The organism is Mesorhizobium sp. LjRoot246 (genome assembly GCF_964254115.1).
In the GTDB taxonomy this organism is placed as follows: Bacteria; Pseudomonadota; Alphaproteobacteria; order Rhizobiales; family Rhizobiaceae; genus Mesorhizobium.
In genome coordinates, this window is record NZ_CAXUSN020000001.1 from 1,337,284 (window position 1) to 1,359,443 (window position 22,160).

Genomic DNA, 22,160 nt, shown 5'->3' on the forward strand with positions numbered 1-22,160 from the left:
GGAGCGTCATGGCCAAGAAATCCTTCTTCTGCATAGACGGTCATACCTGCGGCAATCCGGTGCGACTGGTCGCCGGCGGCGGTCCGCTGCTGCAGGGCTCGACGATGATGGAACGGCGAGCGCATTTTCTGGCAGAATATGACTGGATCCGCACCGGGCTGATGTTCGAGCCGCGCGGCCACGACGTGATGTCCGGCTCGATCCTCTATCCGCCGACGCGCGAGGATTGCGACATCGCCATCCTGTTCATCGAAACCTCCGGCTGCCTGCCGATGTGCGGCCACGGCACCATCGGCACGGTGACGATGGCAATCGAGCACGGGCTGATCAAGCCCAAGACGCCGGGAGTGCTTCGGCTCGACACGCCGGCCGGCCTGGTCATCGCCGAATACAAACAGGTCGGCGACTATGTAGAGGAGGTGCGCATTACCAATGTGCCGTCCTTCCTCCATGCCGAGGGGCTGACGGTCGAATGCCCGCAGCTCGGCGAAATCACCGTCGATGTCGCCTATGGCGGCAATTTCTACGCCATCGTCGAGCCGCAGAAGAATTATCGCGACATGGCCGATCATTCGGCGGGCGACTTCATCGCCTGGAGCCCGGTGGTGCGGCAGCGGCTCAACGAGAAATATTCCTTCGTGCATCCCGAGAACCCGGGCATCAACCGGCTGTCCCACATGCTGTGGACCGGTGCGCCGACCGTGGATGGTGCGGATGCGCGCAATGCCGTGTTCTACGGCGACAAGGCAATCGACCGCTCACCCTGCGGCACCGGCACCTCGGCACGCATGGCGCAGCTTCATGCCAAGGGCAAACTCAAGGCCGGCGACAGCTTCGTCCATGAATCGATCATCGGTTCGCTGTTCAAGGGCAAGGTCGAGAAGGAGGTCACCGTCGCCGGCAAACCAGCCATCATACCTTCGATCGGCGGCTGGGCGCGGATGACCGGATTGAACACCATCTTCATCGATGACCGCGATCCGTTCGCACATGGATTTGTGGTCAAGTGAAGGGAATCCTGACCTAGGGGAAAGGAACGGAGCGAAAAACAGATCGCGTCGGAAACGCAACGATTCTTCTCATCACCTAATTTTGACGGCGATTTCTTCGAAACGGGGCGCATGATGCGGCCGAATCGTCAAAGACATTGCGTTATGCCAATGGTAGGGTCCGCGATAGTCCAGCGGGTCGGGTGCGAAAAACGGGCGATCGGAAAGGCGTGCCTCGAAAACACGCATGACGATTGAAAAATGACGTTGCAATCCGGGCTCGAAACTTTACGACTAGGGGAAATACGAAAAGGAATGCGTCTGCATGGGCGACATTCCAGGGGAGCTATGTACACATGCAGTACTTTGTCCAGCAGCTTATCAACGGGCTGACGCTGGGATCGATCTATGGGCTGATCGCAATCGGCTACACGATGGTCTACGGCATCATCGGCATGATCAACTTCGCCCATGGCGATATCTTCATGGTGGGTGCCTTCACGGCACTGATCGTCTTCCTCGCCCTTGGCGCGCTGTTCTACTCGGTGCCGGTGGTGCTGGCGCTGCTGGTCATGATGATCGTGGCGATGCTGCTTACCAGCCTCTACAACTGGACGATCGAGAAGGTCGCCTACCGGCCGCTGCGCGGTTCGTTCCGGCTGGCGCCGCTGATCACCGCGATCGGCATGTCGATCGCGCTGTCGAATTTCGTCCAGGTGACGCAGGGTCCACGTAACAAGCCGATCCCGCCGATGGTTTCGCAGGTCTACAACATCAACGGCATCAGCGTGTCGCTGAAGCAGATCATCATCGTCCTCGTCACAGCAGCGCTGCTGGCGCTGTTCTGGTACCTGGTCAACAGGACTTCGCTTGGGCGGGCGCAACGGGCCTGCGAGCAGGACCGCAAGATGGCGGCGCTGCTCGGCATCGATGTCGACCGCACCATCTCGATCACCTTCATCATGGGTGCGGCCCTTGCCGCCGTCGCCGGCACGCTGTTCCTGATGTATTACGGCGTCATTGCCTTCTCGGACGGTTTCACGCCGGGCGTGAAAGCGTTCACGGCGGCGGTGCTGGGCGGCATCGGTTCGCTGCCGGGTGCGGTGCTCGGCGGGCTGATGATCGGCTTCATCGAGAGCATGTGGTCGGCCTATTTCTCGATCGACTACAAGGACGTCGCGGCGTTCTCGATCCTGGCCATCGTGCTGATCTTCCTGCCTTCCGGCATATTGGGCCGGCCAGAAGTCGAAAAGGTCTGAGACCATGGCCGTCACCGTTTCTCCGGAGCGCGACACCGTCGCCACCCCCGTGCAGCGCGCCACGCGCGAGGCGCTTTATGCCGGCGCCATATCGCTCGGCCTGTTCGTGCTGTTCATCGGCCTGAAGACGGGTCAGAATATTTCCAATGAGCTGGTCCTGACGACGCGCTGGGGCCTGCTTGCCGCCGTGGTGATCGCCACGGCTGTCGGGCGGTTTCTTTATGTCGCTTATGGCCAGCCCTTCCTGGCCAACCAGAAGATCACCGACGTCGCCACCGGCCTGCTGCCGGCCAGCGTGGCGTCACGTTTCTTTCAGTTGCCGGCCTTCATCGTGGCCATCATCGCCGCGGTGCTGCTGTTCGTGTTCAACAACTCTCTCGCCGGATGGGTGGGAGCTGAGCCGGCCGGCTATCTGCAATTCCTGCGCGCCCTGGCGATTATCTATGTGCTGGCTTGCGTGATCTATTATTTCAGGGCCTTCATCCATGCCAACTTCACCAAACTCGGCATTGCCGCGCTTGTGCTGTACCCGATCCTCGTGGTCGCGGTGCTGTCGCTGAGTGCCTGGTCGATTGTCGGAGGGCTGCAGGGTTCGCTGAAATGGGTCGATAATTTCGGCATCCAGATCCTGATCTATGTGATGCTGGCCTGGGGCCTGAACATCGTCGTCGGCCTCGCCGGCCTACTCGATCTCGGCTACGTCGCCTTTTATGCAATTGGCGCCTATGCCTATGCGTTGCTCGGCACACAATACGGCCTGTCGTTCTGGATCCTGCTGCCGGCCGCCGGCGCCATGGCCGCCTTCTGGGGTGTGCTGCTCGGCTTCCCGGTGCTGCGCCTGCGCGGCGACTATCTAGCGATCGTCACGCTGGCTTTCGGCGAGATCATCCGGTTGGTGCTGATCAACTGGCGCGAGGTCACCCACGGGTCGGCCGGTATCTCCGGCATTCCCAAGGTCAGCTTCTTCGGCCTGATGTCGTTCAACGTGTCAGACCCGAACTACATCGCCAAGGTGTTGGGCATCGCCCAGTCGGGCGCGTATTACAAGATTTTCCTCTATTATCTGATCCTGGGCCTGTGCCTGCTCACCGCCTTCGTCACCATCCGGCTGCGGCGCCTGCCGGTCGGCCGCGCGTGGGAAGCGCTGCGCGAGGACGAGATCGCCTGCCGGTCTCTGGGCATCAACACGACGACAACCAAGCTCACGGCTTTTGCGACAGGCGCCATGTTCGGTGGCTTCGCCGGCTCCTTCTTCGCCGCGCGGCAAGGTTTCGTCAGCCCGGAATCCTTCGTCTTCCTGGAATCGGCCATTATCCTCGCCATCGTCGTGCTCGGCGGCATGGGTTCGCTGGTCGGCATAGCGGTTGCCGCAATGGTGATGATCGGCGGCACCGAGGCGCTGCGTGAACTCGACTTCCTCAAGCAGATCTTCGGGCCAGACTTCACCCCGGAACTCTACCGCATGCTTCTGTTCGGCATGGCCATGGTCATCGTCATGCTGTGGAAGCCGCGCGGCTTCGTCGGCAGTCGCGAACCGACCGCCTTCCTCAAGGTGCGAAGAGCTGTCTCTGGCTCCTTCACTAAGGAAGGGCACGGCTGATGAATGCGAGCACATCCATGAACGAAGCCATCCTGCAGGTCGATCACTTGTCGATGAAGTTCGGCGGTCTGGTCGCCATCGGCGACCTGTCCTTCACCGCCAGGCGCGGCGAGATCACCGCGCTGATCGGACCCAATGGCGCTGGCAAGACCACCGTGTTCAACTGCATCACCGGCTTCTACAAGCCGTCGGAAGGCATGATCACGCTCAACCGCAACGACGGATCGAGCTATTTGCTCGAACGTCTGCCCAACCATGAGATCCCGGCACGCGCCAAAGTGGCGCGCACCTTCCAGAACATCCGCCTGTTTTCGGGCATGACGCTCCTGGAGAACCTCTTGGTTGCCCAGCACAACAAGCTGATGAAGGCATCGGGCTATACGATCCTTGGCCTGTTCGGCTTCAGCAGCTACCGCAAAGCCTCGGCCGAATCGGTCGAGCTTGCCAAGCACTGGCTGGAGAAGGCCGATCTTGTCGACCGTGCCGACGATCCGGCCGGCGACCTGCCCTATGGAGCGCAGCGCCGCCTCGAGATCGCGCGCGCCATGTGCACGGGTCCGGAGCTCTTGTGCCTGGACGAGCCGGCGGCCGGTCTCAATCCGAAGGAATCGGCAGCACTCAACGAACTGCTGATCGACATTAAGAGCACCACGGGCACCTCGATCCTGTTGATCGAGCATGACATGTCGGTGGTCATGCAGATATCCGACCATGTCGTGGTGCTCGAATATGGCCGCAAGATCTCCGACGGCAGTCCGCAGTCGGTGCGCACCGACCCGCGTGTCATCGCCGCCTATCTCGGGGTCGACGACGAGGAAGTGGAGTCGGTCCTCACCGAAGTCGGCGACGAAGACGTTATCGAACAGCTCGATACCGGCCCTGATGCCGCGCATGGACCGGGGACGTCGTCTTCGTATCTCGCCGGGCCGGTGACCGATACGGTCGGCCACAGTTCGGGCGAACGGGTTACGGTGGCCAAGGGCGCATCAAAGGCCGGTCAGGTCGACGCAAGGTCGCTCGCCGCGGCAAACAAGGCGGCCTCGGCGGCGGCGGTGCCGGCCGCGAAGTCCGGTCCAAAGCCTGCTTCGAAAGCCGCATCAAAGGCTTCTACCGGGACCAGTGTGAAGCCGACCGCAGCGACCAAACCGGCAGCCAAGGCTCCGGCAACGAAGGCTCCGGCGAAGGCTGGAGAGATCTCCAACCGGCTGGCAGCGCCTCGTGGCGGCAAGGCCGACAATCTGACCCGCATCAAGGGTATCGGTACGGTCAACGAGAAGAAGCTCAACGATCACGGCATCTTTCACTTCGACCAGATCGGCGCCTGGAAAAAGGCCGATGTCGAGGCCGCCGAAGCCTATCTCGCCTTCGACGGTCGCATCGCGCGTGAAGAGTGGGTCAAGCAAGCCAAGCTGCTCAGCCAGGGCAAGGATACGGAATTCTCGCGCCGCGTCGATGCGGGCAAGGTGGCGACGAGTCATGCTGCCAAGCCTGCGGCGGGCAAGCGTGGAGGAGGCAAGTGATGGCCGCGACAACGCTGCTCGATATCAAGGGCGTGCAGACCTATTACGGCAACATCCGGGCGTTGAACGGCGTCGATGTTACCGTAAAGCAGGGTGAGATCGTGGCGCTGATCGGCGCCAACGGCGCCGGCAAGTCGACGCTGATGATGACCATTTTCGGCGCGCCGCGGGCTCGGGCCGGCACCATCACCTTTGCCGGCACTGATATCACCCAAATGCCGACGCATGAGATCGCGCGCATGCGCATCGCCCAGTCGCCCGAAGGCCGGCGGATCTTCCCGCGCATGACGGTGATGGAAAACCTACAGATGGGCGCCAGCCTCGACAACCTCAATCACTATGACGAGGACGTCGAAAAGGTGTTCACGCTGTTTCCGCGGCTGAAGGAGCGCATCGCGCAGCGCGGCGGCACGCTGTCGGGCGGCGAGCAGCAGATGCTGTCGATCGGACGTGCGCTGATGGCGCGGCCGAAGCTGCTCTTGCTCGATGAACCGTCGCTGGGTCTGGCGCCGCTGATCGTCAAGCAGATCTTCGACGCCATCCGCGAACTGAACCGCACGCAGGGGCTGACCGTGTTCCTGGTCGAACAGAATGCCTTCGGCGCGCTGAAACTCGCCACGCGCGGCTATGTCATGGTCAACGGCAATGTGACGATGAGCGGCACCGGCAAGGACCTGCTCGCCAATCCGGAAGTGCGCGCCGCCTATCTTGAAGGCGGACACCACTGAGCTTGGAGCGGAATTCGTGCATCCGGTATTCCGCCCCAGATTGTTTGTTTGTCGCATGATCTTTGTCCGAAAAGTCCGCAACTTTTCGGGATCATGCTAAGGAGACTTCATCATGCAGGGCATTCTCTATGAGGAACCCTCGATCTGGCAGTTCTTCTTCGTCACCTGTCTGCTCGGCGGCTGGGCGGCGTGGATGACGGGCAAGGCCAGCGCCCAGACATGGCGCAGCTTCATCCACCTGTTCGCCTATATGCTGGGCCTCGGCATCGGCATCCGCTTCATCCATCACGCGCTGTTCGGCGGCACGATGTTCTCGCTGCACTATTACATCGTCGACACCATCGTGCTGATGATCCTCGGCTTCGTCGGCTATCAATACACGCGTACCAACCAGATGGTGACGCAGTATAATTGGCTCTATGAAAGAGCTTCGATCTTGAGCTGGAAACCGAAAGGTTGACGTTCATCATTAACGCCGCCTCGGAATTGAATCGGCGTGACAAGTGCCTGAAAATCGGCAAACTATGCTTTCTGCGATAAGGGTGGGCATCGCATGAAAGCTTCATCCACGCCCACTCCGTAAATGGGAGCGTTTAAATGAAAAAGTCACTTTTGTCCGCCGTCGCCCTGACCGCGCTTGTCGCGTTCGGCGGCAACGCGTGGGCTGATGTAATGTTCGGCGTTGCCGGTCCGATCACCGGTCCGAACGCAGCCTTCGGCGCACAGCTTCAGAAGGGTGCGGAAGCGGCTGTCGCCGACATCAATGCCAAGGGCGGCATCAACGGCGAGCAGATCAAGCTCGAGGTTGGCGACGATGTCTCCGATCCGAAGCAGGGCATCTCGGTTGCCAACAAGTTCGTCGGCGACGGGGTCAAGTTCGTGGTCGGCCACTTCAACTCGGGCGTCTCGATCCCGGCGTCGGAAGTCTATGCGGAAAACAACATCGTCGAGATCACCCCGGCTGCCACCAACCCGCAGCTCACCGAGCGCGGCCTGTGGAACGTGTTCCGCACCTGCGGGCGCGATGACCAGCAGGGCAGCATTGCCGGCGCTTATCTCGCCGCGAACTTCAAGGACGCCAAGATCGCCGTCGTCCACGACAAGACCACCTACGGCCAGGGCCTTGCCGACGAAACCAAGAAGGCAATGAACGCCGCCGGCGTGACGGAAGTCATGTACGAAGGCATCAATGTCGGCGACAAGGACTTCTCGGCGCTGATCGCCAAGATGAAGGAAGCCGGCGTTTCCATCATCTATTGGGGAGGCCTGCACACCGAAGCCGGCCTGATCATCCGCCAGGCGGCCGACCAGGGTCTCAAGGCGACGCTGGTTTCCGGCGACGGCATCGTGTCGAACGAGCTGGCTTCGATCGCGGGCGACGCGGTTGCGGGCACGCTCAACACGTTCGGCCCGGATCCGCGCCTGATCCCTGCCAACAAGGAACTCGTCGAGAAGTTCCGTGCGCAGGGTTTCGAGCCGGAAGCCTATACGCTCTACTCCTACGCAGCCGTGCAGGCGCTTGCCGAAGCGGCGACCGTTGCCAAGTCGAACGACCCGCAGGCAGTTGCCAAGGCGCTGCATGAAAACGGCCCGTTCAAGACCGTGCTCGGCGACCTGTCCTATGATGCCAAGGGCGATCCGACGCTGCCCGGCTACGTCATGTACGAATGGAAGAAGGGCGACGACGGCAAGTACACCTACATCCAGAAGATGTAAGTTCGTCAGTCTCGATATCTACGGAATGCCCGGCGCCTCGCGCCGGGCATTTTTGTTTGTGCCACCTTCGCTTTCAGAAGGCGGACCCGGCCGATAGAACTGGCCTTTAGCCGGAGAATGATCGTGCATTGACCGGCAATGCCGGCGCTTTCCCTGCACATTGGAATGAATGCGAAGGCGTTTGGCGTAGAGATTCCATTTCAATCGGTTTAAACGCGCGTCAATTTTGTTTGCACTGCAGCATTTTCACGCTAATCATTGCGCCGATTTCTGTTCCCTTCCGTTGCTGGAGCCCAGTCCTTGGCCATCACGAAGATCCTCGTCGCCAACCGGTCCGAAATCGCCATTCGCGTCTTTCGCGCGGCCAACGAACTCGGTCTCAAAACCGTGGCGATCTGGGCCGAGGAGGACAAATATTCCCTGCATCGCTTCAAGGCCGACGAGAGCTACCAGGTCGGGCGTGGGCCGCATCTGACCAGGGATATGGGGCCGATCGAAAGCTATCTGTCGATTGAGGAGGTGATCCGCGTCGCCAGGCTTTCGGGCGCCGATGCCATCCATCCCGGCTACGGGCTGTTGTCGGAAAGCCCCGAATTCGCCGATGCCTGTGCCGAGGCCGGCATCACCTTCATCGGGCCGAAGCCGGACACGATGCGCCGGCTCGGCAACAAGGTCGCGGCGCGCAATCTCGCCATCGAGGTCGGTGTGCCGGTGATCCCCGCCACCGATCCATTGCCGGACGACATGGATGCGGTCAAGAAACTGGCCAAGCAAATTGGCTACCCGGTGATGTTGAAGGCATCGTGGGGCGGCGGCGGTCGCGGCATGCGCGCCATCCGCGCCGAAGCCGACCTTGCCCGTGAGGTCACGGAAGGCAAGCGCGAGGCGAAGGCCGCCTTCGGCAAGGACGAGGTCTATCTCGAAAAGCTGATCGAGCGCGCCCGCCATGTCGAGGTGCAGGTGCTGGGCGACGCGCATGGCAACGCGGTGCACCTGTTCGAGCGCGACTGTTCGATCCAACGCCGCAACCAGAAGGTCGTCGAGCGGGCGCCGGCGCCCTATCTTGAAATGTCGCAGCGCGAGGAGCTGTGCGGCCATGCGCTGAAGATCGCGCGCGAGACCAGCTATATCGGTGCCGGGACGGTCGAGTTCCTGCAGGATGCCGACACCGGCAAATTCTATTTCATCGAGGTCAACCCGCGCATCCAGGTCGAGCACACCGTTACCGAGCAGGTGACCGGCATCGACATCGTCAAGGCGCAGATCCATATCCTCGACGGCTTTGCCATCGGCACGCCGGAATCGGGCGTGCCGGCACAGAAGGACATCAGGCTGAACGGCCATGCCTTGCAGTGCCGCATCACCACGGAAGATCCCGAGCACAATTTCATCCCGGATTATGGCCGCATCACCGCCTATCGCGGCGCGACAGGCTTCGGCATTCGCCTCGATGGCGGCACCGCCTATTCCGGCGCCGTCATCACTCGCTTCTACGATCCGCTGCTGGAGAAGGTGACGGCATGGGCGCCGACGCCAGCCGAGACCATCGCCCGCATGAACCGGGCGCTGCGCGAGTTCCGCATCCGCGGCGTCGCCACGAACCTGACCTTCCTCGAAGCGATCATCAACCACCCGAGCTTCGCCGACAATTCCTACACGACTAAGTTCATCGACACGACGCCGGAACTGTTCCAGCAGGTCAAGCGCCAGGACCGCGCCACCAAGCTCATCAACTATCTCGCCGATGTCAGCGTCAACGGTCACCCCGAAACGCGCGGCCGGCCGCAGCCGAAAGCCGATGCGGCGGCACCCGTGGTGCCCTATCTCAACGGCAATGTGCCCGGCGGCAGCAAGCAGAAGCTCGACGTGCTCGGGCCGGAGAAATTCGCCGCCTGGATGCGCGACCAGAAAGAGGTCCTGGTCACGGACACGACGATGCGCGACGGCCATCAGTCGCTGCTGGCGACCCGGATGCGCACGCATGACATTGCGGGCATCGCCGGCACCTATGCGCGCGCCCTGCCGCAGCTTCTGTCGCTCGAATGCTGGGGCGGCGCCACTTTCGACGTCGCCATGCGCTTCCTCACCGAGGATCCCTGGGAGCGGCTGTCGCTGGTGCGCGAGGCGGCGCCCAATCTATTGCTGCAGATGCTTTTGCGTGGCGCCAATGGCGTCGGCTACACCAACTATCCGGACAATGTCGTGCAGCATTTCGTCAAGCAGGCGGCGGCCGGCGGCATCGACCTGTTTCGGGTATTCGACTGCCTGAACTGGGTTGAGAACATGCGTGTCGCCATGGATGCGGTCGGCGCCGAAGGCAAGCTGATCGAAGCGGCGATCTGCTATACCGGCGATATCCTCGATCCTGTGCGGGCGAAATACGACCTCAAATATTATGTCGGCCTGGCCAAGGAATTGCAGGCGGCCGGCGCCCACATCATCGCCGTCAAGGACATGGCCGGCCTGTTGAAGCCTTCCGCTGCACGCGTGCTGTTCAAGGCGCTGCGCGAGGCGACCGACCTGCCGATCCATTTCCACACCCATGACACGTCGGGCCTGTCGGCGGCGACGGTGCTGGCGGCGGTCGACAGCGGCGTCGATGCCATCGATGCGGCGATGGATTCGCTGTCGGGCAACACCTCGCAGCCATGTCTCGGCTCCATTGTCGAGGCGCTGAAGGGGACCGAACGCGACCCGGGTCTCGACCCGCAATGGATCCGGAAAATCTCGTTCTACTGGGAGGCGGTGCGCAACCAATACGCCGCCTTCGAAAGCGACCTCAAGGGGCCGGCGTCTGAAGTCTATCTGCACGAGATGCCGGGCGGCCAGTTCACCAATCTGAAGGAACAGGCGCGTTCGCTCGGGCTGGAGACGCGCTGGCACGAGGTGGCGCAGACCTATCACGACGTCAATCTGATGTTCGGCGATATCGTCAAGGTTACACCGTCATCCAAGGTCGTCGGCGATATGGCACTGATGATGGTCAGCCAGGATCTGACCGTTGCCGATGTCGAGAACCCGGCCAGGGACATCGCCTTCCCGGACTCGGTCGTTTCGATGCTGCGTGGCGATCTCGGCCAGTCGCCCGGCGGCTGGCCGGCGGCGCTGCAGAAGAAGGCATTGAAGGGCGAGAAGCCGATCACGGCGCGGCCCGGTTCGCTGCTCAAGGCAGCCGACCTCAAGGCCAGCCGCAAGGAGATCGAGAAGAAGCTCGAGCGCAGGCTGTCGGAGTTCGAATTCGCCTCGTGGCTGATGTATCCGAAGGTGTTTACCGACTTCGCGGGCGCGCAGGAGACGTACGGGCCGGTCAGCGTGCTGCCGACGCCGACCTATTTCTACGGCATGAAGCCGGAAGACGAGATATTCGTCGACATCGAGAAGGGCAAGACGCTGGTCGTGCGCTGCCTGGCCATCGGCGATGTCGACGAGAAGGGCATGGTCACCGTGTTCTTCGAGCTCAACGGCCAGCCGCGCCGCGTGAAGGTGCCCGACAGGGCGCATGGCGCGTCCGCCGCCAAGGCCCGCCGCAAGGCCGAGCCCGGCAACGAGGCACATGTCGGCGCGCCGATGCCGGGTGTCGTCTCGGCGCTTTCGGTCGCCGCCGGCCAGGCCGTGAAGGCCGGCGACGTGCTGCTTTCCATCGAAGCGATGAAGATGGAAACGGCACTGCATGCCGAGCGCGACGGCACGGTCGCCGAGGTGCTGGTCAAGGCCGGCGACCAGATCGATGCCAAGGATTTGCTGATCGCTTTCAACTGATCGGCCCCTTCCTGGGGATGGCTGTCCGCATCATGGCGGCAGGCTTGGTTCGATCATCGATAACAGCTTGACCCGCCGCCCCCGGTCGGGCATCGAGCCCGCTCAATTCGCCGCTGCATGCATCCCGAGTCGCGGCGCAGAAAAACGATGTGGAGAAAAACATGGCCGACGATATCACCGATACCAGCCAGACTGTTGCCGCCGGCCAGCTGCGTGCCTTCATCGAGCGTATAGAGCGGCTCGAGGAAGAGAAGAAGACCATCTCCGACGACATCAAGGAAGTGTTCGCCGAGGCCAAGGGCACCGGCTTCGACACAAAGGCGATGCGTACGATCATCCGGCTGCGCAAGAAGGACCAGGCCGAGCGGCAGGAAGAGGAAACCATCCTCGATCTGTACAAGGCCGCGCTCGGTATGGTGTAAGACTAACCGGCCCCGGCACCGACGCGGTTGCCGGAGATACGGTTTGAGCCATGAGCGAATTCGACTTCGGCGCCCGCCGCGCTTCAGAATTCCGCCAGCGCGGCTTCTGGACGCTGTTCGCCGAACGGCATCCGGAAGAAAAGGTTTTGATGGCGAGGCGCGGACCCTGGTTCTGGCAACGCGGGCTGCCCGACTTCGCCCTGGTGCTTTCCATGTATGTCGCGCCGGCGCAGAACCATGTCGGCATCTTCTTTGGCCGCAATGAGAAGTTCGGCGCCACGCAAGCCTGGTCGCGGTTGAAGCCGTTCCAGCCTGATATCGAAGAGCGGCTGAAGCTCAGGCCGGAACAGAGTTGCGAGGGGCTCGGCATCAATTCGATGTGGCGGGTGAACTGTTATGCCGAGGACAACTGGCCGGCGATGACCGACTGGCTGGTGACCGAATGCTCGCGCTTCGAGCGGGCGGTGACCGAAGTCCTGGGGCAGGGATAGATATCAGTGTTGCCAGAAGGCGTCGGATACTTCTTCCGCTCACGCTGGCAAGGCCAGGTGCCGCTCGACCGGCTGTTCTGGCGCGATCTTGTCCTTGTCGGCACCGCGCTCAACGTCGCATCTTTGGTGGCCGCGATTGTCCTACTTGGGTTGAAGCTGCCGCTCACGCTCGTTCTGGCGGTGCATCTCGCGCTGGTGCCCTACAACATCTTCCTGACCTTTGCGGTATGGCGAACCACGGAGAAGGCCAGGGGCGCCAAAGCTTCGTTGATGACGCTTGGCGCCACATTGTGGCTGATCCTGACGGTCGTGATCTGAGCGAGCATCGGCGGCACCAGCCAACTTCACAGACGCAAACGAAAAGGGCGGCCGCAGCCGCCCTTCCCATTGTCTCGCGATCGAGTTCCGCTCAAGCCGCCGGCTCGAATTTCAACGCCACGCCGTTGATGCAGTAGCGCAGCCCGGTCGGCGGCGGGCCGTCCTCGAAGACATGGCCGAGATGGCTGCCGCAGCGGGCGCAATGGCATTCGGTGCGGACCATGCCGTAGCTGCGGTCGACGGTGTTTTCGACCGAGCCCGGCACCGGGTCGTTGAAGCTCGGCCAGCCGGTGCCGCTCTCGAACTTCAGCTTGGATTCAAACAAAGGCTGGTCGCAGCCGACGCAGGAAAAAGTGCCGGCGCGCTTCTCGTAGAGCAAGGCGCAGCTTCCGGGCCGCTCGGTGCCATGGCCGCGCATGACGGCATATTGCTCCGGCGTCAGCCGGGCGCGCCATTCGGCGTCGGTGCGGGTTACGGGGTAGGTGTGGGTGTCCATTCGATCTCCTCAGCCTTGCCGGCTCGTTGTTGATTGCAGCCTTTGTTCGAACCAAGATAGGCATTTGTTACGCGATTTGCCCGCATTTTCGATCGAGCTCTCACGCGATCGCCGCGAGATAGCGCTCGACCGAAGCAGTCAAAGCCGTTCTTGCGCCGCCGATGAGGTTCTGGTTCCACCATGCACCATAGATATGGTCGAACGCGAAAGGCTGCAGTGCCGCCGCGATGCGGCGCACGGCGGCTGCATTGAGCGGAATGTAGTTCGGATAGCTGTACATGAAGCTGACATGGCGGCGCGTCGGCGTCACCTGCAAGATATCGCCGGCCAGCAGGGCGTCGCCGCTATCGCGTTTCCAGTGCAGCACCTGGCCACCGGCAAAGTGACCGCCGCAGCGGATGAGCGTCAGCGACGGGTTGATCGAGAGCGTTTCGCCTTCCCAGCTGACGATCGCCTTGTGCGGCCGCATGATCCATTTGCGGTCGTCGGCGTGAAGGTAGATCGGCACGCCGCCAAATGCCTCGCTCCACTCGACCATCACCGAATAGTAATGGCAGTGCGAGATGGCGATTGCGGTCAGGCCGCCCCGGCGCTTGATTTCGGCCACCGCCTCGTCGGTCACCATCGAAATGCAATCCCACAGCACATTGCCGTGCGGCGTCTGCGCCAGCAGCGCCCGCTGGCCGATGGCGAAGCGCGGCTCGATGCCGAAGGCGAGCACGCCGGCGTCATCCTTCATCACAAGCCGGTGTCCGGCGGAGAGCTCTTCCGGCGTGATCCACGCCTGCCCCTCCCAGCGCACATATTGCCGCTCGTCCTCGCAGATTGGGCAATGTTTTGGCGGCGCCTCTGTTGCCGCGAACTGGACACCGCATTGCAGGCAGAGAAAGCAGGTCATCGGATCTCCTGTCGGTCTTTCAGTGCTTTCTTGAAAGCTGCTTTGTGGCGCCTTCGAGCCCGGCCAGTGTCAGCGGGAACATGCGGCCGCCGAAGATGTCGCGGATCATCGCGATCGAATGGGTAAAGCCCCAGTTTTTCTGGTTTTCAGGATTGAGCCATACCGCGTTCGGCCATTGCCGTAGCAGGCGGCCGAGCCAGACGGCTCCGGCTTCCGGATTCCAGTGCTCGACCGAACCGCCGGGATGCGCGATCTCGTAAGGGCTCATAGCGGCGTCGCCGACGACGATTACCTTGTAGTCCGGCCCATATTTGTGGAGCAGGTCGAAGGTCGGAATCACCTCGGCATGCCTGCGGCGATTGTCCTTCCACACGCCCTCGTAGAGGCAGTTGTGGAAGTAAAAATATTCGAGTTGGCGGAACTCGGCGCGGGCGGCCGAGAACAGCTCCTCGACGCTCTTGATGTGGTCGTCCATCGAACCGCCGACATCGAAGAACATCAAAAGCTTCACCGCGTTGCGCCGTTCGGGCCGCGTCCGCACGTCGAGATAGCCATGTTCTGCGGTGGCGTGGATGGTGCCGGGCAGGTCGAACTCCTCCTCGGCGCCCTCACGCACCCAGCGACGCAGCCGCTTCAGTGCGATCTTGATGTTGCGCGTGCCGAGCTCGACCGCATCGTCGAAATTCCTGAATTCGCGCTTGTCCCACACCTTCACCGCCCGCCGGTTGCGGCTTTCATGCTGGCCAATGCGCACCCCTTCTGGATTGTAGCCATAGGCGCCGAACGGCGAGGTGCCGCCGGTGCCGATCCATTTCGAGCCGCCCTGGTGGCGACCTTTTTGCTCTTCCAGCCTCTGCTTCAGCGTCTCCATCAACTTGTCAAAGCCGCCGAGCGCCTCGACCAGTTTTTTCTCCTCATCGGTGAGGTGCTTTTCGGCGAGGCGGCGCAGCCATTCCTCGGGGATATTGGCGACGTCTACCGCATCCGGTCCGCCCAGCGCTTCAATGCCCTTGAAGACATGCGCGAACACCTGATCGAAGCGATCGATGTGGCGCTCGTCCTTTACCAGTGCTGCGCGGGCGAGATAATAAAAACCTTCGACGTCATAGTCGACCAACCCGGCTTCCAGCCCTTCGAGCAGCGACAGATATTCCCGCAGAGAGACGGGAACACGTGCTGCCTTCAGTTCAAGGAAGAAGGGGATGAACATGGTTTATCTATAGCAAATCATACTCGATGAAGCCCGTCCGGCGCGCGACATGGTCATAGAGCTTGCGGGCCGTGGCATTGGTCTCGTGCGTCATCCAGTAGACATTCTTGACGCCGATTTTCGCAGCTTCTTGTTGCACCGCCTTGATCAGCGCCGCACCGATGCCCTTGCCGCGTACCTTCGGGTCGGCGAACAGGTCCTGCAAATAACAGTTGTTTTTTTCCGACCAGCCGGAGCGGTGGTAGAGATAGTGGGTGAGGCCGACCGCCTTACCGCCTGATGTGGCGATGAAGCCTTTCGGCTCGAACTCACCTTCCGTGAACAGACGCTTCCAAGTGACGGCGTAGACCTCTTCGGGAAGCTTGGTTTCGTAGAAGGTCAGGTAGTCGGTCCACAGGCGACGCCAGTCGGCATGGTCGGACTGCGCGAGCGGGCGGACGGTGATCTCGGTCATTTCGGTTCCCTCCAAAGCTTGATCCATTTCGACGGAATCAGGATCGGGCATAGCTTCGCCTAAACCGTCGGCGAATTGTACTCGCGAAATGCGGTCGCGAGCATATGCAGCGCTTCTCGCGCGCGCGGCGCCAGGGTGCGCGAATGCAAAACAATCTCCGAAGAGGGGAGCGGCGGCAAGCCGAGCTTACGGCTAACCTCGATCAGGCCGGGGGGAGCGACACGGTTGGCGAGGGCGGAAACGGCGAAGCCGGCCGATACCGCAATGTTGACGGCCGTGCCGCCGCCGCCGACGAAAGCCTCTTCCCAGGCGATGCCTGCTCCGTCAAGCGTCTCGATAGCCCTCAGACGATCCGGACAGGTGCATACGGTGCTTAAAAGCGCGAGACGCAACGGCGTCCCGCGTTGCCATTCGAATGAAGGCGCCGCGAACCAGCCATAGTGGTTGCGCGACAGTGCCCGGCCCGGGCGATCGTCACCTTCCCGGTGCACGATGACCGCATCGAGCTCGCCGTGATCGAAAGCGTCCTTCAGCATGATGCTGGTGTCGATTTTCATGCTGAGCGCGAGCGACGGATCGTGCGCATGGATCTGGGCTATGAGGACGGAAAGCTCAGGCCCGGCGACGTGATCGACAAAGCCGAGCGCAAGCCGGCATGGTGCGGCGGCAAACTCCGCCATGGCGCGTTCGTGGGCCGCAAGGAAGTCGCGCGCCGCAGGGAGGAAACCCGCCCCCTTGGCCGACAGGGCGACGCGGCGCGGGGTTCGTTCGATCAAACGCGCGCCGAGCTTCTCTTCGAGCCGGCGCAGTTTGACGCTGATCGTTGCCTGGGTACTGCCCAGCGCGGCGGCCGCCCGGGTGAAGCTTTGCAGATCGGCCACCATGACGAAGGTCCGCACGGCGTCGACATCAAGACTGGTCATCACCACCATTCCTTTTTGTCATCTCTGAAATAGAGATACATAGTCTTTTTTCATGGTCAAGCCTCGTCTATGTCATCTCCATCGCGGTTTGAAAAAGCGCGGTTCACCTGCGGATGCTCCGATGGAGAGTGATTGATATGTTTCAGATTGACCGAAACACCGTTGCGCTTGCGGGCGCTTGTCTTGCCTCGCTGTTGTTCGGCCTCGAAATTTCCAGCGTACCGGTGATCCTTCCGAAACTGGAAAGCGTGCTCGCCGCCGATTTCAAGGATTTGCAGTGGATCATGAATGCCTACACCATTGCCTGCACCACGGTGTTGATGGCGACGGGAACGCTGGCCGACCGTTTCGGCCGCAAACGTGTGATGGTGATTACCACCGTTGCCTTCGGCTTTTCCTCTCTGCTGTGCGGCCTCGCACCGAGCGCTCCAATTCTGATCATCGCCCGCTTTCTGCAAGGGCTCGCGGGCGGAGCGATGTTCACCTGTAGCGTGGCTGTGCTGTCCCATCAGTTTCAAGATGGTGGCGAACGCGGCAAGGCTTTCGTTGCCTGGAGCGTGGTCTCGGGCATCGGGCTTGGTTTCGGTCCCGCAATCGGTGGATTGATCGTCGCATTTTCGAGCTGGCAATGGGTGTTCCTGATCCACGTGCCGCTGGCGATCCTTGCTCTGGTCTTCATCGTCGCCGGTGTCACGGAATCGCGCGACCGCAACGCCCGGAAGCTCGATCGGGCCGGCATCCTGACGCTCTCTTTCGCGGTGTTCGGCTTCTCCTATCTGATCACGCAAGGCGCCGATCTCGGGTCGGGCGCCCGCATCGGCGTGACCGTTGCGGCCGTCCTGTCCTTCGTCGCGTTCCTGGTTGCAGAGAAGATCAATCCCTATCCGATGTTCGACTTCTCCGTCTTCCGCATCCGCCAGTTTTCGGGAGCGATCATGGGCGGCATTGGCATGAATTTCAGCTACTGGCCGTTCATCATCTACCTGCCGATCTATTTTTCGGGCGTTCTGGGCTATGACAGCACCACGACCGGCCTGTTGCTGCTCGTCTACACGCTTCCCCTGATGCTGATGTCCTCAACCGCCGAGCGCCTGCGCGCGCGCTATCAGGCGCGGGTTGCGATTCCGCTCGGCCTGTTGACATTGGGGATCGGCTTTATCGCCATGCGGATAGGGTCCGGGCTCGAGGGCGCCAATTGGGTGACCATGTTGCCCGGCACGCTGATCGCCGGCATCGGCATAGGCTTGACCAATTCACCGACCACCAACACCACGACCGGTTCGGTGTCGCCGGATCGTGCCGGCATGGCTTCGGGCATCGATATCAGTGCGCGCTTGATCACGCTCGCCATCAACATCGCGGTGCTGGGGTTGCTGCTGACGCAGGGGATAGTTTCTTATCTGCGGAACGCATTAGGCACGGCATTTGAGCCGAATGAACTGGGTGCACTGGCGGAAAAGATCGCCACCGGAAACCTCGATGGCTTGACGCAGAATTCACCCAGGCTCGCGACCCTCGACCCATCCGGCGCCATTGCGCGTGCCGCCCTGGTCAACGGTTTTGGCTGGGTCATGCTTTATAGCGGGATTGGGGTTCTTGCTCTTGCCGTCGTCAGCTTCATCATCTTCGGTGCGAAGACCGACGCGTCGAAAGAAGGAAGAGGGCGTGGTTCCGCACGGACCGCGGGCGAGGCCCGCTCGTAGCAACGGCCTTCCAACCCGGCGTCAGAGGCCGAATTGTTGCGGTCCAGAGATCATGTGCGAACCACTATCCCTGCCGCCTGGCCATGAAGGCCAGACGTTCGAACAGATGCACGTCCTGTTCGTTTTTCAGGAGGGCGCCATGCAGCTTGGGTAGCGCATTCTTCGGATCGGCCCGCAGATCCTCCGGCGCGATGTCGTCGGCGACCAGCAGGCGTATCCAGTCGAGCGCCTCGGACGTCGACGGCTTCTTCTTCAGGCCAGGCACGTCACGGATCTCGTAGAACTGGGTGAGCGCCGCGCGCACCAGATTCTGCTTGATGCCGGGATAGTGCACGTCGACAATTCTGTGCAGCGTGTCGACATCAGGGAAGCGGATGTAGTGGAAGAAGCAGCGGCGCAGGAACGCGTCCGGCAGCTCCTTCTCGTTGTTGGAGGTGATGATGACGATCGGCCTGACCGCGGCGCGGATGGTTTCGCCGGTCTCGTAGACGAAGAACTCCATCCGATCGAGTTCCTGCAGGAGGTCGTTGGGGAACTCGATGTCGGCCTTGTCGATCTCGTCGATCAAGAGCACGACCTTCCTGCCGGCCGCGAACGCCTCCCAGAGCTTACCGCGCTTGATGTAGTTTTTGATGTCGTTGAACCTGATATCGCCAAGCTGGCTGTCGCGCAGGCGCGAGACGGCGTCATATTCGTATAGACCCTGCTGCGCCCGCGTCGTCGACTTGACGTGCCATTCGATGAGGTCGAGGCCGAGTGCCGCTGCCACCTGGCGGGCGAGTTCCGTCTTGCCGGTGCCGGGTTCGCCCTTGACCAGCAACGGCCGCTCCAGTGCGATCGCCGCGTTGACCGCCACCATCAGATCCTTGTCGGCGACATAGGCTGCCGTGCCTTCGAAACGCATTCTTGCTCCTCGGTTGGTCATCGCGACCGTAAGGACGCGGCTCACCCTGTGCAAGGGTGAGGTGTTGGCGGCGGCGAGGGCCTGAATCCAACACGGAAAGAATGCCCGCCTCACTGGCGCTTAGTCGCCCGGCAGCCTATATTGGCTGGGACGGTCTGTGCTTCCCGGCAGGAGAACATTTTCCCCGGGGCCTTAACGATCCTTAGGGAGCTGTCCCTGGGAAGACCCGTGGGTTTTCTCACACGGCGCCCACCTACTTTGTAGGTTCCCGGGATCGCTCTCTCCACCGGTTGTGTGGATCGTCACTTATCGAAAAGGCCATATTTGGCGGATTTCGTCGTCGCGCCGCTTTGTGCGGTGCTCACGAACGAAAAGTTCGCTCCGCTCCTCCAAAACGTCGCTCCTAAAACTCCATCCAAATCTGACCTTTTCTAGCGTCGGCGCATGACCTCTCCCAAAGACCTGAAAAAGCAGCTTCGCCGCGAGGCCCTCGGGCGCCGCGACGCGCTCGATGAATTCTGGCGGGTGGAGGTCGCGCTTGAAATGGCTGAGACGGCGCGCGATCACCTCCACGTCGAGCCGGGCCAGATCGTTTCCGGCTTCTGGCCGATGCGTTCCGAAGTCGACGTTCGGCCGTTGATGTTTGCCTTGCGCGAAAAGGGCGTGCGGCTTTGCCTGCCGGCCATTCTCGACAAGACCACCATCGTCTTTCGCGAACTGGTGCGCGGCGCGCCGATGGTCGAGATGGGTTTCGGTACGGTCGGTCCGCACGAAGAAGCCGAGGTGCTTGACCCCTCGGTGATGCTGGTGCCGCTCGCCGCTTTCGATGCGCGCGGCCATCGCATTGGCTATGGTGCCGGCTATTACGATCGCGCCATCGCCAAGCTGCTCGACAAGGGACAGCCGCCGCGGCTGATCGGCATCGCCTTCGACTGCCAGGAAGTGGCGCAGGTGCCGGATGAGGAGCACGACGTCGTCCTCGCGGAAATACTCACCGAGAGCGGGTTGCGCCGCTTCGCGCCAAAATTGTAGATAAGTACAAGCGACGCATGATCTTTCACGGGCGTCATGCAGCTTTCGCTGACCTTCGGTGCAGGACAATATGAGACTTCTCTTCCTCGGTGACATGGTTGGAAAGACAGGACGGACGGCGGTGTGGGAACAGCTGCCCGGCCTGATCTCGGATTTCAAACTCGATTTCGTCATCGTCAATGGCGAGAATGCCGCCGGCGGCTTCGGCATCACCGAAGAGATATTTCGCGAGACGATCGCGGCCGGTGCGGATGTCGTCACAACCGGCAACCATGTCTGGGACCAGCGCGACGCGCTCGCCTTCGCGCCGCGCGAAGAGCGCTTCCTGCGCCCCTCCAACTTTCCCAAGGGTACGCCCGGGCGCGGCTCCGGCGTCTACATCGCCAGGAGCGGCGCGCGCGTGCTGGTCGCCAACATCATGGGCCGTGTGTTCATGCATCCCGAACTCGACGATCCGTTCCAGGCCGGCGAGCGCGAGCTTGCCGCCTGTCCGCTCGGCGAGCAGGCGGACGCGGTTGTCATCGATTTCCACGCCGAGGCAACGTCTGAAAAAATGTGCTTTGCACATTTCGTCGACGGCCGCGCCAGCCTCGTCATCGGCACCCACACCCACCAGCCGACCGGCGACCATCAGATCCTCAACGGCGGCACCGGTTATATGTCCGATGCCGGCATGTGCGGCGACTATGATTCCTCGCTCGGCATGGACAAGGAGGAACCGCTGAACCGGTTCCTGTCGAAAGTGCCGAAAGGGCGTTTCGAAGCCGCGACCGGACCAGCGACATTGTGCGGCGTCGGCGTCGATATTTCCGACCGCACCGGGCTGACCGAGCGGATCGCGCCGTTTCGTCGCGGCCCGCGGCTGGAGGAAACCGCACCGTCCTTCTGGTCGTGACATTGATATAGGCACGCTCAATACCTAATTGCCGGCGACACTGCTCTAGATCGTTAAAAGAGGGGACGACCTCCATGCAGCTCATCGAATTCCTGGCGCCGCATTTTCAATTCGTATCCGACCCGACAGCCTGGGTCGCGCTGCTGACGCTGGTCGTGCTGGAGATCGTGCTCGGCATCGACAATCTGATCTTCATCTCGATCCTGACCAACAAGCTGCCGGAAGCGCAACGGGGGCGCGCGCGTCGGCTCGGCATCTCGGCGGCGCTGATCATGCGGCTGGTGCTGCTGGCCACCATTTCGATCATCGTCCAGCTGACGACGCCGGTGTTCACAGCCTTCGGCCATGGCTTCTCCTGGCGCGACCTGATCCTGATCGCCGGGGGCCTGTTCCTGGTCTGGAAGGCGACCAAGGAAATCCATCACACGGTCGATCCCGACGACCACAAGGATACGATGCTGGGCGAGACGCTGCAGATCAGCCTTGCCGGCGCGATCTTCCAGATTCTGCTGCTCGACCTGGTCTTCTCCATCGATTCGATCATCACCGCCGTCGGCATGACCGACGAGATCGCCATCATGTACATCGCCGTGATCGTCGCGGTGAGCGTGATGATGCTGGCAGCCGGGCCGCTGGCCAACTTCATCGCCAAGAACCCGAGCATCGTCATGCTGGCACTGGGCTTCCTTTTGATGATCGGCATGACGCTGATTGCAGACGGCATGGGCTACCATGTGCCCAAGGGCTACATCTACGCGGCGATGGGCTTTTCGGCGCTGGTCGAAGGGCTCAACATGCTGGCGCGGCGGCGCAAGAAGGCGAAGTCGGGCGGCGGGCACTGAG

The 22,160-nt window shown here is 61.7% G+C and carries 21 protein-coding genes and 1 other RNA gene; 16 read left to right on the forward strand and 6 right to left on the reverse strand.

All coding sequences use genetic code 11. The features are described from left to right. Window positions 1-8: 8 nt before the first annotated feature. The 11 genes from ACSQ3L_RS06255 to ACSQ3L_RS06305 all read left to right on the forward strand — a co-directional run bounded on the left by ACSQ3L_RS06255 (window position 9) and on the right by ACSQ3L_RS06305 (window position 12,802). Window positions 9-1,010: a 4-hydroxyproline epimerase gene (locus ACSQ3L_RS06255; protein WP_436159160.1), complete on the forward strand. Its 1,002-nt coding sequence runs from the start codon at window positions 9-11 to the stop codon at window positions 1,008-1,010. A 335-nt stretch (window positions 1,011-1,345) separates the two neighbouring features. Then, the gene (locus tag ACSQ3L_RS06260; RefSeq protein ID WP_292183447.1) at window positions 1,346-2,248 is read left to right on the forward strand and encodes a branched-chain amino acid ABC transporter permease; all 903 of its coding nucleotides are present in this window, start codon (window positions 1,346-1,348) and stop codon (window positions 2,246-2,248) included. Window positions 2,249-2,252: 4 nt separating this feature from the next. Then, window positions 2,253-3,848 carry a high-affinity branched-chain amino acid ABC transporter permease LivM gene (gene livM / locus ACSQ3L_RS06265; RefSeq protein WP_436159161.1) on the forward strand — a complete coding sequence of 532 codons (1,596 nt, stop codon included), beginning with the start codon at window positions 2,253-2,255 and terminating at the stop codon, window positions 3,846-3,848. Then, complete coding sequence (locus ACSQ3L_RS06270; protein ID WP_436159162.1) at window positions 3,848-5,368, forward strand: ATP-binding cassette domain-containing protein; 1,521 nt, start codon at window positions 3,848-3,850, stop codon at window positions 5,366-5,368. Before livM ends, ACSQ3L_RS06270 begins: the two co-directional genes overlap by 1 nt. Continuing rightward, complete coding sequence (locus ACSQ3L_RS06275; protein ID WP_436159163.1) at window positions 5,368-6,096, forward strand: ABC transporter ATP-binding protein; 729 nt, start codon at window positions 5,368-5,370, stop codon at window positions 6,094-6,096. The genes ACSQ3L_RS06270 and ACSQ3L_RS06275 overlap by 1 nt, the downstream gene beginning before the upstream one ends. Before the next feature lie 112 nt (window positions 6,097-6,208). Beyond that, complete coding sequence (locus ACSQ3L_RS06280) at window positions 6,209-6,556, forward strand: DUF6867 family protein (RefSeq protein ID WP_292638866.1); 348 nt, start codon at window positions 6,209-6,211, stop codon at window positions 6,554-6,556. A 137-nt stretch (window positions 6,557-6,693) separates the two neighbouring features. Then, a complete protein-coding gene (locus tag ACSQ3L_RS06285; RefSeq protein WP_436159164.1) occupies window positions 6,694-7,812 on the forward strand; it encodes a branched-chain amino acid ABC transporter substrate-binding protein in 1,119 nt (372 codons plus the stop codon). 300 nt (window positions 7,813-8,112) lie between these two features. Further along, entirely contained in the window at window positions 8,113-11,571 is a 3,459-nt protein-coding gene (gene pyc, locus ACSQ3L_RS06290; RefSeq protein WP_436159165.1) for a pyruvate carboxylase, read from the forward strand. A gap of 161 nt (window positions 11,572-11,732) precedes the next feature. Beyond that, a complete protein-coding gene (locus tag ACSQ3L_RS06295; RefSeq protein WP_013529099.1) occupies window positions 11,733-11,993 on the forward strand; it encodes a DUF2312 domain-containing protein in 261 nt (86 codons plus the stop codon). A 50-nt stretch (window positions 11,994-12,043) separates the two neighbouring features. Further along, on the forward strand, window positions 12,044-12,484 hold the full coding sequence (locus ACSQ3L_RS06300) for a hypothetical protein (RefSeq protein WP_436159166.1): 441 nt from the start codon (window positions 12,044-12,046) through the stop codon (window positions 12,482-12,484). A 6-nt stretch (window positions 12,485-12,490) separates the two neighbouring features. Continuing rightward, the gene (locus ACSQ3L_RS06305) at window positions 12,491-12,802 is read left to right on the forward strand and encodes a hypothetical protein (RefSeq protein WP_436159167.1); all 312 of its coding nucleotides are present in this window, start codon (window positions 12,491-12,493) and stop codon (window positions 12,800-12,802) included. Window positions 12,803-12,893: 91 nt separating this feature from the next. Here ACSQ3L_RS06305 and msrB read toward each other — a convergent pair whose 3' ends face one another. From msrB to ACSQ3L_RS06330, 5 genes are all read right to left on the reverse strand, one after another. Beyond that, entirely contained in the window at window positions 12,894-13,298 is a 405-nt protein-coding gene (msrB, locus tag ACSQ3L_RS06310; RefSeq protein ID WP_013529102.1) for a peptide-methionine (R)-S-oxide reductase MsrB, read from the reverse strand. Between the two features lie 100 nt (window positions 13,299-13,398). After that, window positions 13,399-14,196: an MBL fold metallo-hydrolase gene (locus tag ACSQ3L_RS06315; protein ID WP_436159168.1), complete on the reverse strand. Its 798-nt coding sequence runs from the start codon at window positions 14,194-14,196 to the stop codon at window positions 13,399-13,401. 19 nt (window positions 14,197-14,215) lie between these two features. Further along, window positions 14,216-15,406 carry a vWA domain-containing protein gene (locus ACSQ3L_RS06320; RefSeq protein WP_436159169.1) on the reverse strand — a complete coding sequence of 397 codons (1,191 nt, stop codon included), beginning with the start codon at window positions 15,404-15,406 and terminating at the stop codon, window positions 14,216-14,218. 7 nt (window positions 15,407-15,413) lie between these two features. Then, window positions 15,414-15,860, reverse strand: a complete 447-nt coding sequence (locus ACSQ3L_RS06325) for an N-acetyltransferase family protein (RefSeq protein ID WP_436159170.1) — start codon at window positions 15,858-15,860, stop codon at window positions 15,414-15,416. Between the two features lie 59 nt (window positions 15,861-15,919). Then, a complete protein-coding gene (locus ACSQ3L_RS06330) occupies window positions 15,920-16,783 on the reverse strand; it encodes a LysR family transcriptional regulator (RefSeq protein WP_436159171.1) in 864 nt (287 codons plus the stop codon). A 137-nt stretch (window positions 16,784-16,920) separates the two neighbouring features. Between ACSQ3L_RS06330 and ACSQ3L_RS06335 the strand changes: the two genes are divergently transcribed. Then, complete coding sequence (locus ACSQ3L_RS06335) at window positions 16,921-18,486, forward strand: MFS transporter (RefSeq protein ID WP_436159172.1); 1,566 nt, start codon at window positions 16,921-16,923, stop codon at window positions 18,484-18,486. Between the two features lie 64 nt (window positions 18,487-18,550). On the opposite strand, the gene ACSQ3L_RS06340 is transcribed toward ACSQ3L_RS06335, so the two are convergent. Then, complete coding sequence (locus ACSQ3L_RS06340; protein ID WP_436159173.1) at window positions 18,551-19,390, reverse strand: AAA family ATPase; 840 nt, start codon at window positions 19,388-19,390, stop codon at window positions 18,551-18,553. Window positions 19,391-19,539: 149 nt separating this feature from the next. On the opposite strand from ACSQ3L_RS06340, the gene ssrS reads away from it, so the two are divergent. From ssrS to ACSQ3L_RS06360, 4 genes are all read left to right on the forward strand, one after another. Next, a non-coding RNA gene (ssrS, locus tag ACSQ3L_RS06345) (6S RNA) lies at window positions 19,540-19,695 on the forward strand. A gap of 139 nt (window positions 19,696-19,834) precedes the next feature. Beyond that, window positions 19,835-20,422: a 5-formyltetrahydrofolate cyclo-ligase gene (locus ACSQ3L_RS06350; protein WP_436159174.1), complete on the forward strand. Its 588-nt coding sequence runs from the start codon at window positions 19,835-19,837 to the stop codon at window positions 20,420-20,422. A 70-nt stretch (window positions 20,423-20,492) separates the two neighbouring features. After that, the gene (locus ACSQ3L_RS06355) at window positions 20,493-21,317 is read left to right on the forward strand and encodes a TIGR00282 family metallophosphoesterase (RefSeq protein ID WP_292183480.1); all 825 of its coding nucleotides are present in this window, start codon (window positions 20,493-20,495) and stop codon (window positions 21,315-21,317) included. A 74-nt stretch (window positions 21,318-21,391) separates the two neighbouring features. After that, on the forward strand, window positions 21,392-22,159 hold the full coding sequence (locus ACSQ3L_RS06360; protein WP_436159175.1) for a TerC family protein: 768 nt from the start codon (window positions 21,392-21,394) through the stop codon (window positions 22,157-22,159). Window position 22,160: the final 1 nt, after the last annotated feature.

Excerpts from the sequence above, each read along its gene's own strand:
- ACSQ3L_RS06350 (WP_436159174.1), top strand. The coding sequence starts at position 19,835 with ATGACCTCTCCCAAAGACCTGAAAAAGCAGCTTCGCCGCGAGGCCCTC.
- ACSQ3L_RS06285 (WP_436159164.1), top strand. The coding sequence starts at position 6,694 with ATGAAAAAGTCACTTTTGTCCGCCGTCGCCCTGACCGCGCTTGTCGCG.
- ACSQ3L_RS06255 (WP_436159160.1), top strand. The coding sequence starts at position 9 with ATGGCCAAGAAATCCTTCTTCTGCATAGACGGTCATACCTGCGGCAAT.
- ACSQ3L_RS06320 (WP_436159169.1), bottom strand. The coding sequence starts at position 15,406 with ATGTTCATCCCCTTCTTCCTTGAACTGAAGGCAGCACGTGTTCCCGTC.
- msrB (WP_013529102.1), bottom strand. The coding sequence starts at position 13,298 with ATGGACACCCACACCTACCCCGTAACCCGCACCGACGCCGAATGGCGC.
- ACSQ3L_RS06280 (WP_292638866.1), top strand. The coding sequence starts at position 6,209 with ATGCAGGGCATTCTCTATGAGGAACCCTCGATCTGGCAGTTCTTCTTC.
- ACSQ3L_RS06355 (WP_292183480.1), top strand. The coding sequence starts at position 20,493 with ATGAGACTTCTCTTCCTCGGTGACATGGTTGGAAAGACAGGACGGACG.
- ACSQ3L_RS06315 (WP_436159168.1), bottom strand. The coding sequence starts at position 14,196 with ATGACCTGCTTTCTCTGCCTGCAATGCGGTGTCCAGTTCGCGGCAACA.
- ACSQ3L_RS06275 (WP_436159163.1), top strand. The coding sequence starts at position 5,368 with ATGGCCGCGACAACGCTGCTCGATATCAAGGGCGTGCAGACCTATTAC.
- ACSQ3L_RS06335 (WP_436159172.1), top strand. The coding sequence starts at position 16,921 with ATGTTTCAGATTGACCGAAACACCGTTGCGCTTGCGGGCGCTTGTCTT.
- ACSQ3L_RS06295 (WP_013529099.1), top strand. The coding sequence starts at position 11,733 with ATGGCCGACGATATCACCGATACCAGCCAGACTGTTGCCGCCGGCCAG.
- ACSQ3L_RS06325 (WP_436159170.1), bottom strand. The coding sequence starts at position 15,860 with ATGACCGAGATCACCGTCCGCCCGCTCGCGCAGTCCGACCATGCCGAC.
- ACSQ3L_RS06300 (WP_436159166.1), top strand. The coding sequence starts at position 12,044 with ATGAGCGAATTCGACTTCGGCGCCCGCCGCGCTTCAGAATTCCGCCAG.
- ACSQ3L_RS06270 (WP_436159162.1), top strand. The coding sequence starts at position 3,848 with ATGAATGCGAGCACATCCATGAACGAAGCCATCCTGCAGGTCGATCAC.
- ACSQ3L_RS06330 (WP_436159171.1), bottom strand. The coding sequence starts at position 16,783 with ATGACCAGTCTTGATGTCGACGCCGTGCGGACCTTCGTCATGGTGGCC.
- ACSQ3L_RS06260 (WP_292183447.1), top strand. The coding sequence starts at position 1,346 with ATGCAGTACTTTGTCCAGCAGCTTATCAACGGGCTGACGCTGGGATCG.
- ACSQ3L_RS06360 (WP_436159175.1), top strand. The coding sequence starts at position 21,392 with ATGCAGCTCATCGAATTCCTGGCGCCGCATTTTCAATTCGTATCCGAC.
- ACSQ3L_RS06340 (WP_436159173.1), bottom strand. The coding sequence starts at position 19,390 with ATGCGTTTCGAAGGCACGGCAGCCTATGTCGCCGACAAGGATCTGATG.
- livM (WP_436159161.1), top strand. The coding sequence starts at position 2,253 with ATGGCCGTCACCGTTTCTCCGGAGCGCGACACCGTCGCCACCCCCGTG.